This window comes from Bacteroides sp. 1001302B_160321_D4 (genome assembly GCF_015667765.1).
Taxonomy (GTDB): domain Bacteria; phylum Bacteroidota; class Bacteroidia; order Bacteroidales; family Bacteroidaceae; genus Bacteroides; species Bacteroides xylanisolvens.
Map to the genome: position 1 here is coordinate 25,157 of NZ_JADPLO010000026.1, position 15,594 is coordinate 40,750.

Annotated in this window: 9 protein-coding genes; all 9 read right to left on the reverse strand. The window is 37.2% G+C overall.

Going from position 1 to position 15,594, the window contains the following annotated elements:
- Positions 1-157: 157 nt before the first annotated feature.
- The 9 genes from KFO40_RS11825 to KFO40_RS11865 all read right to left on the reverse strand — a co-directional run bounded on the left by KFO40_RS11825 (position 158) and on the right by KFO40_RS11865 (position 15,590).
- Complete coding sequence (locus tag KFO40_RS11825) at positions 158-1,681, reverse strand: calcineurin-like phosphoesterase C-terminal domain-containing protein (protein WP_211146390.1); 1,524 nt, start codon at positions 1,679-1,681, stop codon at positions 158-160.
- A gap of 100 nt (positions 1,682-1,781) precedes the next feature.
- Entirely contained in the window at positions 1,782-3,284 is a 1,503-nt protein-coding gene (locus tag KFO40_RS11830; RefSeq protein ID WP_225450265.1) for a hypothetical protein, read from the reverse strand.
- A gap of 48 nt (positions 3,285-3,332) precedes the next feature.
- Positions 3,333-6,134 (reverse strand): M16 family metallopeptidase, encoded by a 2,802-nt coding sequence (locus KFO40_RS11835; protein ID WP_004304924.1) that lies wholly within the window; start codon positions 6,132-6,134, stop codon positions 3,333-3,335.
- A gap of 12 nt (positions 6,135-6,146) precedes the next feature.
- Positions 6,147-6,602, reverse strand: coding sequence for a hypothetical protein (locus tag KFO40_RS11840; protein WP_004304925.1), 456 nt, complete (start codon positions 6,600-6,602; stop codon positions 6,147-6,149).
- 13 nt (positions 6,603-6,615) lie between these two features.
- Complete coding sequence (locus KFO40_RS11845; RefSeq protein WP_004324639.1) at positions 6,616-8,031, reverse strand: RagB/SusD family nutrient uptake outer membrane protein; 1,416 nt, start codon at positions 8,029-8,031, stop codon at positions 6,616-6,618.
- A gap of 20 nt (positions 8,032-8,051) precedes the next feature.
- Positions 8,052-11,396 (reverse strand): SusC/RagA family TonB-linked outer membrane protein, encoded by a 3,345-nt coding sequence (locus KFO40_RS11850; RefSeq protein ID WP_004304927.1) that lies wholly within the window; start codon positions 11,394-11,396, stop codon positions 8,052-8,054.
- Positions 11,397-11,412: 16 nt separating this feature from the next.
- A complete protein-coding gene (locus tag KFO40_RS11855) occupies positions 11,413-12,585 on the reverse strand; it encodes a FecR family protein (RefSeq protein WP_004324638.1) in 1,173 nt (390 codons plus the stop codon).
- A 33-nt stretch (positions 12,586-12,618) separates the two neighbouring features.
- A complete protein-coding gene (locus KFO40_RS11860) occupies positions 12,619-13,194 on the reverse strand; it encodes an RNA polymerase sigma-70 factor (protein WP_004304929.1) in 576 nt (191 codons plus the stop codon).
- A 65-nt stretch (positions 13,195-13,259) separates the two neighbouring features.
- Positions 13,260-15,590 (reverse strand): hybrid sensor histidine kinase/response regulator, encoded by a 2,331-nt coding sequence (locus KFO40_RS11865; RefSeq protein ID WP_074708151.1) that lies wholly within the window; start codon positions 15,588-15,590, stop codon positions 13,260-13,262.
- Positions 15,591-15,594 lie beyond the last annotated feature (4 nt).

Genomic DNA, 15,594 nt, shown 5'->3' on the forward strand with positions numbered 1-15,594 from the left:
TTTCTGACTTCACCAAAAGCAGCGACTTATATTGCTTCATTTATATCATAATAAAAAAGATGAAGTTACTTGTTAGTCATATTACCCAATGTATCCGATTGTCTAATAAGACAGATATTGGCTCTATTTACAGATATACAGAATTCCTTAAAAAATACTATCTTTGATAATAAAAGCAGCGTTCGCCACTAGCTTTAAATCCCCATTGATCAGAAGCTTCAACAGCGATCAAATGAACACCTTCGCAGCACTCTTTAGGTAATTGTAGTCCCCAGATTTGAGGAGAAAATTGCCTTCTGAACGGATTTCTACGATTGAAACGAGTTGGATATATTTTTAGCTGATTCCAACTTCTCACCCTTGCTACATTCACATCAAGTTCTTCTTTCTTCTCACATAATAACCATTCACCATTATCCAAACGACAACGTATTATTGTACTATCTGAAGCTCCATAAACAGTTACAAGCATTTCTCCCTGGTGTTTGTTTCTCAATTCATCGATATAAACATCTGTCGAGTCAATACCTGCAATCCAAATATTCATCTGTCGGGAAGCATCCATCCCTATGCCCTTATACCGGAAAGAATAGTCTTTCTCTGTAAAATCAAAAACAAAATAATTACGAGGAGTACCACATTGCATCAAAGCAGACGGAATACCTTCCCAATCCTTTTCTCCCACCCACCAGAAACCACAAGAAGCCCCTGTTACTAATTCATGTACACAAACATCCTGACCATGTAAAAAATTCCTCTCCACCTGATGCATGTGCCCAGTCAAAGCTAAAACATTCCCTCGTCCTTCTAATATTTCAATCAATGCGGATGAATTAGTAGTATGTACTAATGGAATATGCATACAAAGTACGATCTGAGCATTTTTAGGTACAAGTTTCAGATCATTTGAGACAAAGCGCAATTGACTATCAGAAATCTTCCCTACATAAGAACGTGTTCCTTTACCATAGACATTATTTAGAACAATAAAATGTACGTTTCCTTCGTTAAAAGCATAAGTCGCTGATCCAAAAGCTGTATTATATGAAAAGGTTTGATTAATCCTTATAGAATCAGCATCCCGATCGTGATTACCTATAACTGTCCATGATTGTACAGGCAATAGTTCCATCATCTGTTTGATAGCGGGAAATAAATTTAAATTGTTATTCACTAAATCACCTAAAAATATATTGAACGAAGACGAATCTGCTTGCAAAAGTTCTGGCCATAAAGAACGGGAAGCATAATCCAACTCCTGAGAATTACCGACTTGTACATCTCCTATTGCGTTTATTGAGAAATGCTTATTTACCTTTTTCTTATTCAATCCAAAATTGATTTGTTGCGTCTCGGTATCCCCATGACTATTCCAATAATAAAATCCTGAATTTACTATTTGATTAGACAATAGTGTCCAATTATTCGGAAGAATCGGGAAGATACTGTTTCCCTTAGAAAGTCTGATTCTGAAATGTCCCTGTTTATCTGCAAGTAGAACAGTATCTCCATTAGATATGGCTATTCCCGAAATACCTTTTTCTCCTTTGTCCTGAATCCCATTTTGATTACCATCTTCATAGACACAACCTTCTATCCAAGCAACATCTTGAGCCAAACATTTTGTGGAAACAAAACTGCCTAATAAGAAGAATATATATATAATCATGAACTTTTTCATTTTTTCATCTTATTAATATAAAAACAAGGAAGGATATATTAAGATAAAAACCATCTATACCCTTCCTCGCATTTACATTATTTTATTAAAAGCATAACGTTTACTTATCTGTATATTTAAAAACTATAGCATGGTTATTGTCATCTGTAAATGAAATATATCCAACTCCTGTGGAGGAGAAAGCTATATTCAAATTACTAGAAGCAATATCTGCTAATTTATGAGGATCTGACCATTGCTTAGTTTCATTATCCAAATAAATAACCTTTGGATAATCTTGATCTTGTTCATCTCTGTAGGCAACAAAAGGAGTACCATCAGGAGCTATTGATATGGCCACTGAAGTTGAAGTTGAGGTTTTAAAATCCAAAGGCAATGGATTTCCTCCTACTGTGGACCATTGTTTTGTTACCGGATCATATTTCTTTAGTCTCAAGTTATACACACCTGATGTCACTGCATCATCACTTGTTAAGATATAAAGTGTACCATTTTCTTCTGCTTCAATATCCAATCCAACAATACCAGTCTGAGTAGCATTTGGTTCTACATAGTTATTTAATAGAATACTCCATGTTCCATTTTTATATTCATATACTGAATGACCATAATTTACGCCTGCTACTGCCCCACGGTTAACCACCAACAGATAGGCAGCATGCTCTGTCTTAGCAAGATTACAATTATAGATTGGAGTCCCGGAAGCCAAAAGTGGTAATTCACTACTCGCCCAACTGTTCTGATAAATAGACATAACTAACACTCGCCTCGGAAAAGAAACTTTGTTGCTATTGTTCACTTGTGAAACAATAGTCTCTCCATTATCTAATACTCTTAAATGTAATTGCTGAGATTGAGCATTTACAAATCCTTGATTACCTACATAATTCCAGGTAGTCCCATTCCATTTCATTAAAGACGCAGCACCTGCAACTGTGGTAGCACTGTTATCAGAATAAACGACATAAGGAATTCCATCCTTGTCAATATCAAAATCATAATTTGACAAACTAACTTCTCCTCCAAAGCCTTCTAAAGAACCAACTGCTGTCCAAGTTGTACCATCAACAAGTTTTATGACAGCCATTTTCTCTTCTTCTTTTAGTTTAAAACCAAGATATGGAACTTGATCCACCGGGTTTATTTTTAAAACAGATCCACTGAAAACTGATGTCGCTGTAAAGTCCGGCATTCTTACCCAAGCCATATTAGAAGACTTAGCAACTGTTATCGTATACTTTACATTCTGTTTTCCATTACTAACAATGTAATCTACAGGAGCTGTAAAATCATTGGCAGTAGCACCACTAACTTGTGTAACTCCATCTACCAAGACGATATTACCATCGTTCGTCGTAAAGCGAGCGACAAGTGCACTTTTATCTATAAATGCAGGCATAGTAACCTTAGCTGTTGTGGAAGATAGGGTAGCTATATAATCATCTGATAATATACTTGAATTATCTTCAGCATAAAACCCAAAGGTTAACAGCTTAGCTTCAACTCCTTCATCTGTCCCATCATTCTTGTCATCCGAACAAGATGAAAACGCAGCAAACAAAACAATTACTGCCATCCAAAATAAATCTTTCATTCTATTCATACCATAAATATTTGTGGACCGGAGTCCTGTTATACAATCATATTATTACTAATTTTTAGGGTAAAGCACAGCTTTTATCATGGGAGTAGTGCTCAATAAAGATTTTGCAAAAGAAGAAATATCTTTTGCTGTTATACTATTTACTGTTTGTGCATAATTATTCAGATATTTCCAATCCTCCTGTTGATTGAATATGGAATTGCGAATCCAAGAAGTCCAAAAAGAGTTTTTTTGTTTATCCAATTCAAAATCTTTCAAAAGATTACGTTTAACATCCGTTAATATACCGTCAAATGATTCCGGATATTCATAAAGTCTTTGTAATTCTTCTTGTGTAGCATTAACCAAACTATCAACATCCTCTGGCAAGCAGACAAATCCAATCATCGTTCGTGATAAGAAAGAAGGATATAAACCCGCACTCGAAGCTACGCTTACACTATAGACTTTTCCCATTTCCTCACGCAAACGGTTAAGTAAACAAGTGCGCAACATCGCTTTCATCACATTCGATTTCAATGTGAATGAGCTAAACTCCTCTAACAAACTGTCTTGCTGGAAAATCAATGAAACTGATGCTTTAGGAGAATCCCCCGTGTGACGTATCAATGAACAGGATTTATAAGGTATATTACGTTCTGTATAACACCAATCCGTATCATTCGATCCTTTAGGTAATCCACCGATATATGTAGTGATTAACGGCTTTATATCCTGTATAGTACAGTCTCCCAAAATAACAAATGTGTAATCTTTCGCTGCACCATAAAAACGATTGAATAGAGGAAGCATATCCTCTTGCTTTACATATCGTGTTATTAAAGAATCAGAAAGTATTGTATTTGTGTAATTTCGTCCGTTCAAAAGCCACATTAGTTCTTCCTGAAAAAACTCCGTCGGACTTTTTTGCTTGACACGATAATTTTCTTTTGTCTTCTCTATTGTTTGTTTACAAATTGCTGTATCCAACTGGGGGTACATCCATTTGGTATAGAGTAGTTGAAACATTGTTTCCATATCCTTTACCTGCGATACTCCAGCTAGCCCAGTACGTGTCTTATCAACAAGTAGACGCATAGAAGCAGAGTTTCCTGCCAGAAAATAGTTCAATGCATCCCTTGAAAAATTTCCGGCTCCAGAAAGTGAAATAATACTGGGAGCGAATAGACCTGTATAATAATGTAAAGAATCTAAAGAATAAAGCCCTCCTTTCCGAAAACCAGTCAACAACACCTTCCCCTTATCGAGTTCTGAAGACTTAAATATAATGCGCGTGCCATTATTTAGCCAAAGAGACACAGCTCCTATCTCTGGTATATTTTCTTCTCTGACAATATGTCCCCCCGACGGTAATTGGCATAATTCATCCGGTACAGAAAAATATTTATTATACCGTTTCGAAGATTGTTTTCTGGCTTCTTTTATAATTGACATCAAAGTCGCATCTCCATTCACTTCCTTATTAGCTTTTTCATTTGCTCGCAATAGATAATGCATCTTTTGGGGTGAATATACTTTTGCCAAATTCCTAACCAAAGCAACAGAGTCTAGTTCTGGAAAATATCGTTGAACTAATCGATACTCTTCTTGTAATGAGGTAAATCTGTTTCCTACATAAAAATCGGCATAAATATCGTTCATTAATTCAACGGAAGCAGGATTTTGCTGATTTTGAAGTTTATTCTCCAAGTTATTATAAATAACCTTTTTGGCACGTTCTATTTCTGTCTCAGTAAACCCATAACGAAAGATTTGCTGTTGCTGTGCAATAAACTCCGAAATACCTTTTTCCATTTTCCCAGGTAGTAGTTCTACCGAACATAGCAATACTCCAGTTGCATTCAGAAAACTTGAGTACTGAATACTGGCTTTCCTATAAGAAGGATTTTCAAAAGCCCAAGCATTCATTCGCATCTTAAAAAGGCGATTCAATAATGTTCGGGTCAAATAAGCCTTATAATCCTTTGCTGTCTGAACCGGTTTTGAAAGTGGCAGCAACTGAATCATATCCAATTCTATTGTTTTCAGCGATTCATTGGTAAGTATCTTTACCGCTTCCTTTTTATAAACAGGAATGTGGCATTGCTTCCAAATAGGAGAGGCAAGAGACGATAGTTTCCCGAATTTCTCCTTTATAAGCGTCTCAACCTGTTCAGGATTTATATCACCTACAACGGCCACAGCCATTAGTGAAGGATGATACCATGTTTGATAATAATCCAGAATATCCTCTCGTTTACAGTTTCTAATGACAGCCGTATCACCAATAGTCATTCGTTCGGAATAGTGCGAACTATTCAGAAGCTCCAATAGAAAAGCTGTATCACTATCGCGTTTGGCATCTCTCTTCGACAACCATTCCGAAAGTATAACTCCACGTTCTTTTTCTACCTGCATTGAATCGATAGAAAGCCCGCCTGCCCAATCAGCTAAGATAGTTAATGTTGAATCTACCATTTGAGGATTGGATGAAGGCAACTGCAATTTATACACAGTCTCATTAAACGAGGTGTGCGCGTTTAAATCTTTCCCGAATTTGGCTCCTTTCGACTCTAAGAAACGAACCATACCATCAGAGGGGAAATGATAACTACCATTAAATGCCATGTGTTCTAGGAAATGAGCCAATCCTCGTTGATTCTCCTTCTCCATGACGGAACCAGCCTTCACAAACAAACGATAAACGGCTTCCCCTTTGGGATTCGTATTCGGGTAAATATAATAGGTTAATCCATTATCCAGTTTTCTTACAATCAGATTCTTATCATACTGTAAGAACTCCGATGATTGCCCGTATACAACAGGGCTTAGCAATAAGCCTATAAAAATCAGCCATAAAAACTTTTTCATTCTACTCCTTCATTAATTCTGTTTCTCTATCACCAGTTCGCGCTGTAAACCGTCGGGACCTGGAAGCCCCATAGTCAGTCCTTGATTATTGCCAGTCAAACGAATGGTTATTGTATTGTCTTTGTTCTCATCTAAATGATTTGGCATCCATCGGATGCGTATGGGCATATCATAAATACCCGGTAGAAAAGTTAATGTACTACCCTTTGTTACCAGTTCAAAATCAACACCGGATTTCAGACCATCTCCTACTATGACTTGATAGTTCACTTCCAGATTCTCAGTCAGAGGTTTCGAACTCAGATACACACTATAAGTATTAATGTTATTCACATCCGACTTGACAATAACTTTAGATACACCTTTATCTGTCATAATATGAATAAAAGGCGTATCATAAGGCTCTTTCTCATCAGTAGTACATGCCCAAAGGCAGCTTATTAGTAATATAAAGTATAGTGATCTCATAAATGATTTATTTTTAATTGTTTACTGTCGGATTGGGTTGCATATTTGTATTCGCATTCAATTCTACTTGCGGAATAGGCAATACAAAATAATCACTAGGATAAACGATCTTTTCCACTGAAGAATTCGTATTTTCCTCACGTTTAAGATCCTGCTTCCAGCGTATAATGTCAAAGAAGTTATGTCCCTCAAAACAGAGTTCCTTTACACGTTCCTTCTCTATCAGTTGTATCAGTTTTGCGTCTGAATATTGACTAAGTGTATTGACTGCATAGTCTGTATCTACAGCACGCTCCAAAATAGATTTAAGATATCCGGAAGCAGCTGTATAATCTTTCAGATGCCAAGCTGCTTCAGCAGCATTCATATACATTTCGGAAAGACGGAAAACAAATGGATCATCCCTATTCACTTGATTATCTGGCTGTTTTAGAGAATAATATTTGGAACAATAAGCTATTCCATCTTTATTTCTAAGTAAGCCAAGACGGATATCTCCTTCATCGAACAACGTAAATAATGTATCTGCAGGAACACAGGAAGCATCATAAAAAGCCTTTAATTTTCCTGATTGATCTATTCCATTCAATCGAAAGATAGCTTCTCCCGTAGTAGAAAGATCCTGGTACATATTTAAATAGGTATCTCCTTGAGACAGTTTCCCTGTCCCAATTGCCAGTTTTGCATACTTCAGGGCGTTATTCCAATCTTCCATATACAAATAGACTCTCGAATATAATGCGTTGACCGCTTGTAAAGAAGCATAATATATTCCACTTGATTCAATGCCCCTGAAACAATCGGCAGCTCGTTCCAAATCTGCTAAAATTTGTAAATATACTTTCTTAACACTCTCCCTGGAAACATTATCATCGGGACCTGGAGTTTTTAATAGAATAGGAACTCCTAAATGTGAAGCATCTGACGTGTAATTATAAGGTTGTGCATATACCCTACATAAATCGAAATGGCACAATGCCCTCAAGAATAAAGCTTCTCCGAGAATACGTTGACACATATCCTTTGCATTCGGATAAGCTGAAATCACCTGAGGCTGATATTGAATTACATTATTCACATTTGCCAAGGCTTCATATATTTTACGCCAAATATACCCTACAGCTCCTGTCTCTTGTAAAGCATCAGAAGTAAAATTATACTGATCAAGCATATCTGCTCCTGCAGAGACATACTTCATTGACAACATATTTCCGGCAACATCCGGATATTTTGTAAACTCATTGTCATAATAAGCATACATCTTATTATATGCGCCAACCAGCCCTGCATTAAGTCCGTCAGGATCTGAAAGGAATGAAGGGATTGTTGTTTTTCCTTTTTCTTCAACTTCTAAAAAATTGGTACAACTGCTAACCAATTGCATAATGATGCATAAAGCACCGACTAGTAGATATATTCTTTTTTTCATGTTATCTTAAACCTATTTAATTATAATCCTACATTTAGTGCTATCGAGAAATATCTTTCCATCGGATAACCACTCATACATGTTTTATAAGAATTATGATCCTTTCCCGAATAAGGGGTCCAGACCCATAAATTATCTCCAATTAAAGAAATAGAACAATCTTTTAAGCCAGTCGAATGTAGAATTGTCCGGGGAATTCGATAGGAAAATACTAGATTCTGCAAACGAACCTGAGTTTTGTTATACAAATAACGGGTAGAGTTCATCACCGACTGAGTAGAGACACCCCATATTGGTTTAGGGTTCAGCACTAAATCGCCGGATTTTTGCCAACGATTCAACTGGTCAATAGACTGATTTTCCGTCATTATATTCAACCCATCCGAATTACTTGCCCTACCGAAAGATGTAAATCCGTAGCCTCCTATTGAATAATTGAACATAAAGCGCAAACTAAAATCTTTGTACGTTAAAGTATTTGTCAAGCCACCAGCTAGGACAGGAGTTGAACTCTTATACGGGACACGGTTATCCGTACTGTAAATCCGTGTTATATTCCCTTTTGCATCATACCACAAAGGTGCTCCGTCACGAGGATCAACTCCAGCCCAGCGCACTAAGTTATATGTATGTATGTCATATCCTTCCCTCCAAACCATCTCACCCATATTTTTCTGAATGCCATTATATAGCTCTAAGAGTTTATTACTATTATGTGCTAGATTCAGATCAGTTAACCAACTGAAATCACCATCTTTCTTCGGCCGGAAATTGTGACTAGTTATAGTCACTTCAATCCCTTTATTTAATATTGTTCCTACATTTCTATACACACGAGTATCACCTGTCGTTCGAGAAACATCTAAATTACTCAACAAATTAGTTGTCTTATTATGATACCCTTCAACTTCTATATCCAAACGATCGAACAAGCGTACACGAACACCTATATTTGTCATATAAGTAGTTTCCCAACTCAAACGGCTGTTTGGACAGCCCGACATAACACCACCTATTTCTCCTGCATAAGAATAACTTTCCCCATAAGAATATAAGCCAAGAGCTTCCTGAGAACCTAAGCGGGAATTTCCATTTGCCCCATAACTAGCTTTTATTTTCAAAATATTCATCCATGGAATATTGTAAAAACTCTCATTCTGAACATTCCAAGAAACTCCTATAGAACCAAAATTAGCCCAGCGTACATCTGACCCAAATTGTGAATTTCCGTCTCTACGTCCATTTAATGTCACATAATATCGATGATCGTAAGAATAACTAAGCTGCCCTAACATAGAAGCTTTGCGTTTCGTCTTACTAGTATTAGTCCCTTTACGCTCTTTTGCATAAGACACATCTTGAATATGATCATTAATGAAGCCTGACCCTGTAACTCCAAGTGTCACATAGTCCTGTGAACCAGCCTCAATCCCCAATAATCCACTTATATCATGTTTATCAAAAGACTGCTTATAATTAATGCGATGTACAGTAGTCCAGTTCATCATATTTAATGAGTTTCTAGTGGAATAACCTATCGGACCATCAGCGCTCGTCATTCCGGACCAATTAGTACGAGCATAATAAATTTCTTCCTTACCTGACTGATAATCAACACCAAATTGTCCTGTGTAAGATAACCCTGAAAGAATATCATATCTCAACATTAAATTGGCATTCGTATATAAAGTCTTTTGATTATAAATATTCTCTTCCCTTTCCGCTACACTGTTCAAGAAACGGTTCTCCGACCATTTAGGGCTTCCATCCGTTTCTTTTCCGGATATAACCTTATTGTAAAGACGAAAAGTTCCATCTTCATTATATGGTTCGAATATCGGTAAGTACTCATAATAATCCCTTCCTGGATTAAACAAATCATTCACATTATAAGAAGTAGCAAGATCAACCGAGACCTTAAACTTTCGAAGAAAAGTAAAATCCAAATTAGAACGAATAGAAAAACGCTGTTGTTTATTCCCTTTCACCGTTGCTGTATTCTCTAAATAAGAAGCTGATAAATAATACGCTGTATTCCGAGCCCCTCCCATTAAAGATAAATTTGTTTGAAAAGTATTAGCGGTATCATAAAACACATCTGTCCAATCTGTATTTGTAAGGCTGTATTTGTTCATTTCATTATCAGTATAGGGAAAGTATTTTAAATCGTTCCCTGCATTTTGATAAGCTTCCTTAGCTAACATTAGATATTGATTGGCATTCAGAACTTTCGGACTAGTACTCTTATCAATCTTTGCAACTCCATATTGAGCCGTTAAATGAATACGCAAGTCACCTTCTTTTCCTTTTTTAGTTGTTATCAATATGACTCCGTTTGCACCATTCGCTCCGTAAATGGAAGTTGCCGTAGCATCCTTCAATACTGTTATTGACTCAATATCATCAGGATTGATAAAAGATAACGGACTGATAGTCGTACTCATTCCAGGAATCAAATTAGTATGTTCACCTGTATAAATAGGAGTCCCATCCACAACCCACAATGGCTCGTTCGAAGCAGATAGAGAAGCATCTCCACGAACCCTTACATTGTAACGTGCACGTGTATTATCCGGTGAATCTGTATTCGGATCAATTTTCACTCCCGGAATCAAGCCATCCAACATTTTATCCACTCGTAAAGCTGGTAATGCTTTTAACTGGTCAGCATTCACTTGAAAAGCACTACCGACTTGGTCTAGCCTCTTTTGTGCTGTACCATACGCTCCTACAACCACGACATCATCAATAGAAATCGCATCCTGAACAAGTTTTACATTAAGTACTCTTCCCTTAACGGGTACTGTTTTCGTTTTCATCCCCACAAATGAAAAAGTTAAAAAAGCCTCTGCCTTACTAGACACTTGAATTGAATAGCGTCCATCCATATCCGTTATCGTAATATTACGAGTATCCTTTTGTTGTATAGTTACACCGACTAATGGTTCACCGGTATCATCCTTTACTTCTCCTGTTACTAAGAATTTATCATCCTGCTGTAGTTCTTCTTTTTTATTAACAGTGATAATATTGCCAGACTTTTTAAAAATAAAACCTGTTCCATTAAACAAACGATTCAAAACATCAAAAACTGATTCCTTTTCTGCCGTAACGGAAATCGGTGTTATAGTCTCCAATAATTCTGTATTATAAACAAAATCCAGTTTGGTCTGTTTTTGGATCTCATTAAACAATGTACTAACAGAAACACCACTCAAATGTAACGTTACCTTATAATTCTCTTGCATATAATCTTCACCAACGAACAAGAACGATTCCTCACTATAATTTTCATGAGAAATGGCATACAGGTAATTAGGGACTAATGTTGTACATAGCAACATTATAATAATTAGAATTCTCATAATCACTTATATATTATTATTTATTCTTCCGATCAATTTTAATACGAAGTCCGGAAATCTTAAAGTCAACATTTACTGTCTCTTCGATAGCATTCAAAATGACAGCTATATCGTCATATCGATATAAACTGCCTGTGAAATGAAGTTCTTTCAATGATTTATCTAAGAAATCAACATCTACATTATACCACAATGCAAGTTCTTCCATCAGACTTCCCAGACTCTCATCATAAAAAATAAAACGATTAGAATGCCAAGCGGTATTTAATAACAAATCTTTATTTTCAACTGATAAAAGATCCGTAGAAGCATCCCATATGGCTAGCTGTCCTGGTGATAGTTTATGCAACTTTTGAGATTGAGTATAAATTCCAATGCTACCCTGCACTAAAGCAACTTCAACTTTTCCTTTCACACGAGACTTCACATTAAACGCCGTCCCAAACTGCTGTATCAAAATTCCTTGAGTTTCTACTTTAAATGGATGTAATGAATCTTTCGCTATTTCAAAAAAGGCCTCCCCTTTCAATTCTACAGTTCGTTCATTCATACCTTTAAAACTAACCGGATATTTCAACTCTGATAAAGAATTCAAATGTACCCTTGTTCCATCTGATAAAGTTAATCGAAATTCTCCTCCACGAGGAACAGACAAAGTATTCTGTTGACTTATTTCCACTTTTGATGTTTCTGGGATATGATAAACAATCATCCCATCATACTCTCTTGCAATAGGTGTATCACCTATATAAATCCAATGTTCTTGCCCTGATTTTTTCAATTGTTTAGCACTACCATCTTCTAAAGTCAATATTGCTTTTGACTCTCCAGGAGTTATTCGTGATGCCTCATAGTAAAAATAGAGTCCTCCCCCTACAGAAAATAGCAATATCAGTAGAGCACAAGCAATCTTCAACCAACGACGAGAAAAAAAGCCTATTTTTCTTTGCGTTGATATCCTTCTAGTTCCCTTATGTAAAGAGGTCCATACTTTACGGAAAGCCTCATCCGATTTAGCATCAAAACGATGATATTGACGATAATCCTCAACAGCAGTCTTATCCAAGTTGATTTTCTGAAAAAAACGCAGATGAGATTCATCCTCTTGCAACCATTTTTTTAGAATTTGGTCTTCTTCTTTAGATAAACACCCGACCAAGTATTTAACAATTAGTTTTTCAATCTCCATACTATCTAATTATCATTTGTATTACACAAACGATTATAGATATAAATCGAGGTACAAGAAAAGAATAAAAAATGAGGTATCTGGATATTTTTTTTGCAATTTCTCTTTCAGATTGTTCCGAAGAGTTTTCATTGCACGTTTCTTTTGAGTTTTAACAGTTTCTATTGACAACGATAATTTTTTAGCAATAGCATCATTATCATAACCTTCCAGATGTAACAAGAATATTTCCCGACAACGTTCCGGAAGTAAATCAATCTGTTTAAATAGTAAGCGAAAAACTTCTTCTTTCTGAAAAGAATCATCCGACAAGAAACGATTTGCAGTCAAAGCTTCTTCAATATAACGACTTTCTACATTTTGATGTCGCAAATAATCAAAAGCCGCATTTCTTATCGAAATATAAAGAAATGAACGAAAATTCGCTTGCGAAGGAAATATACGATTTTCTTCCCACAAAGATGCAAATACATCTTGTACGATATCTTCAGCTATATCTTCACGTTTCGTATATTTTTGAGCATAACATACTAATATCCCGTAATAATCACTGAACAATCTTTCAAATATATCTTTCCGATTAATAGAAAAACCAGGCTCACGTATCATTTAGCAAGTTTTAGACAGCAAATATAGAAATAAACGATAGAAAAAAACAATAAATAAACATTAAATCATATTTCAGAATTAAGAATATTCGAACACTCTACACCGTTTACCTCTTTCAGGATTTTCTGAATTTCTTGAAGAATGCTCTCAACCTTTTCATTTATTTCCGTAGAAAAGTCCTCCCCACGCCTTGCCTCCAACCAACTCAGTAGAATTACAGCATTCCCAGCTCCAATCAATGTAAAAAGAGGAAGAAGTTTGTGAGCTATTGCAGCTATTTCATCCACCTCCTTAGCATTTAATGCCTGCACCATCCGGTCAGCACTCTTTTGTGTTTCCTCTATAAATGTTTGGATAATGGAATGTGTAGCTTCAGGATCATCCTCCGAAAAAGAAGTGAGGGCATTTACATTTAGTTGCATATCTTCTGTTATATGCGCTTCATCGGCCGAAAGTTGACCTTCATTTACTGTTAGCAACAATTCCTTTACTGTAAACGGTTTATGCAAACAACCGGCAAAACCATGTTCATGTAAAGCGGCTTTATCCATTTCACTACGGGCAGTCACAGCAATAACAGGGATTGTTTTTGCTTGTGGTATATTAGAAGCCCGTAATAGTTTTACCAGATCAAACCCGTTAATGGCAGGCATTTGTATATCTGTCAGCAATACATCGAAGACGGAAGAGCGAAGTTGTTCAATCAGCTGTTCCAGCTGTTCACAGCACACTGCATCAATACCATGCTGTTTCAACATGGCGGCAGTCAGATTCAGCTGAATCTTATCGTCATCAATCAAAAGCACACGAATGACTTTCATGGGAGGAATGGCAGCCGACTGTTTGAGAGCGTATGGACTTTCATTCTCCGAAGATTCACTTTCCGGAGATTCGCTCTCTGCAAGGAATTTACCTACCGGATAAAGAGGTAAAGTTACAGTAAAACAGCTCCCTTTTCCTAATGTGCTTTGCACGTCAATGGTTCCTTCAAGCAAAGTTACCAATTTCTTCACAATAGAGAGTCCGAGTCCGAAACCTTCTTCCCCCTGCGCACCGGAAAGACGTGTAAATTCTTGGAAGATACGTTCACGATCTTCTGATGCCATTCCTTTTCCTGTATCGGCAATGGCGATGGTTAACTTAGAAGAATCATAACTGGCTGTCAGGCTAATTTCTCCTTTTTGAGTAAACTTTACGGCATTGGACAAAAGGTTGTTCACAATTTGCCGGAGTCGCAAAGGATCACTGATATATCTTCCATTCAGTTCCGGGACGACGTGACATTGCAAGGCTAAACCTTTGGCAGCGGTCAAAGGTTCGAAACTGACATAAATTTCGTCGAATAGCTGGGAAGGGTTAAAGGTTACGCGATTCACTTCCGCTTTATTGAGATCAAGCCGGTGGAAATCAAGCAAGTCACTGACTAACTTCAATAAATGTTCTGAAGAACTTTTCATATTGTCGAGGTAGAATCGTTGCCGTTCATCTTCTGTCAATCGGGACAGGAGTTCGGTATATCCCATAATTGAGCCTAACGGAGCTTTAAAATCATGGGTAATGGCAAGCATTAATTTTTCACGGGCGATCAGCAAATCTTCCGCCCGTTTATTCGCCACCTCCAATTGCTGGCGGTAACGGTTGCTACGGGAAATATCCCGCATAATCAATATCAGGAAAAAAGCCGATAATAGTACGGCACCAACCGCGATACCGCCGATGATACGTGCCGACCGCATCCTCACTTCCTGCTGAAGTTCGGCATCCTGACGGGCACGCAAGGTCATTTCTTCCTCATACTGTTTAATCAAGCTATCCATCCGTGCCGTCAACTGCGTATTCATCCGCTGGTACTTTGTACTGGTACGCCGGATTGTTTTCCTCCGTTGCAACCGTTTTTCTTCGGTAGCCATGCGGATTTTCTGCTGAAGAGAATCTTTAGAAGTGGTCGGTTGGAGAATGGTATCAGTGGCTACTTCCAACGATGTATTTACTAATACGGCACTGTCTTGTTTAGAAGGGGAAAACACTTCGGCGAGTCGTTTGAAGAATCCCTTCTTTTTAGGAGTAGTGATTAACGAGTCACGTTTGGTGATGACCCGATGTTGTACCCGTTGCTGGGTAATCACAGAATCCTGTTCGGATATGATTTCTTCGATTTCCGAAGCAGAGAGAAGGCTGTCGTTTGCCTCACTTAGCACCCGCAACATCTGAATCGTGTTTTGATCTTTCTCATGGAGAAGGGTCAATAAACTGTCTGTTCTTAAATTCTGTTGATCGTCGGCGGCCGACAATGCTTCCATCTCACGATGTACAAACACCAGCGAGAAAAGGAGGATCGCCAGCAACAAAGTGTAACCGGCGGTTATTTTCAACTTTGTAAAACGGAAGGAAGCCATTGGG

What these genes read in the sequence shown, in the direction of transcription:
- KFO40_RS11825 (WP_211146390.1), bottom strand. Translation starts at nt 1,681, where the DNA reads ATGAAAAAGTTCATGATTATATATATATTCTTCTTATTAGGCAGTTTT.
- KFO40_RS11830 (WP_225450265.1), bottom strand. Translation starts at nt 3,284, where the DNA reads ATGAATAGAATGAAAGATTTATTTTGGATGGCAGTAATTGTTTTGTTT.
- KFO40_RS11835 (WP_004304924.1), bottom strand. Translation starts at nt 6,134, where the DNA reads ATGAAAAAGTTTTTATGGCTGATTTTTATAGGCTTATTGCTAAGCCCT.
- KFO40_RS11840 (WP_004304925.1), bottom strand. Translation starts at nt 6,602, where the DNA reads ATGAGATCACTATACTTTATATTACTAATAAGCTGCCTTTGGGCATGT.
- KFO40_RS11845 (WP_004324639.1), bottom strand. Translation starts at nt 8,031, where the DNA reads ATGAAAAAAAGAATATATCTACTAGTCGGTGCTTTATGCATCATTATG.
- KFO40_RS11850 (WP_004304927.1), bottom strand. Translation starts at nt 11,396, where the DNA reads ATGAGAATTCTAATTATTATAATGTTGCTATGTACAACATTAGTCCCT.
- KFO40_RS11855 (WP_004324638.1), bottom strand. Translation starts at nt 12,585, where the DNA reads ATGGAGATTGAAAAACTAATTGTTAAATACTTGGTCGGGTGTTTATCT.
- KFO40_RS11860 (WP_004304929.1), bottom strand. Translation starts at nt 13,194, where the DNA reads ATGATACGTGAGCCTGGTTTTTCTATTAATCGGAAAGATATATTTGAA.
- KFO40_RS11865 (WP_074708151.1), bottom strand. Translation starts at nt 15,590, where the DNA reads ATGGCTTCCTTCCGTTTTACAAAGTTGAAAATAACCGCCGGTTACACT.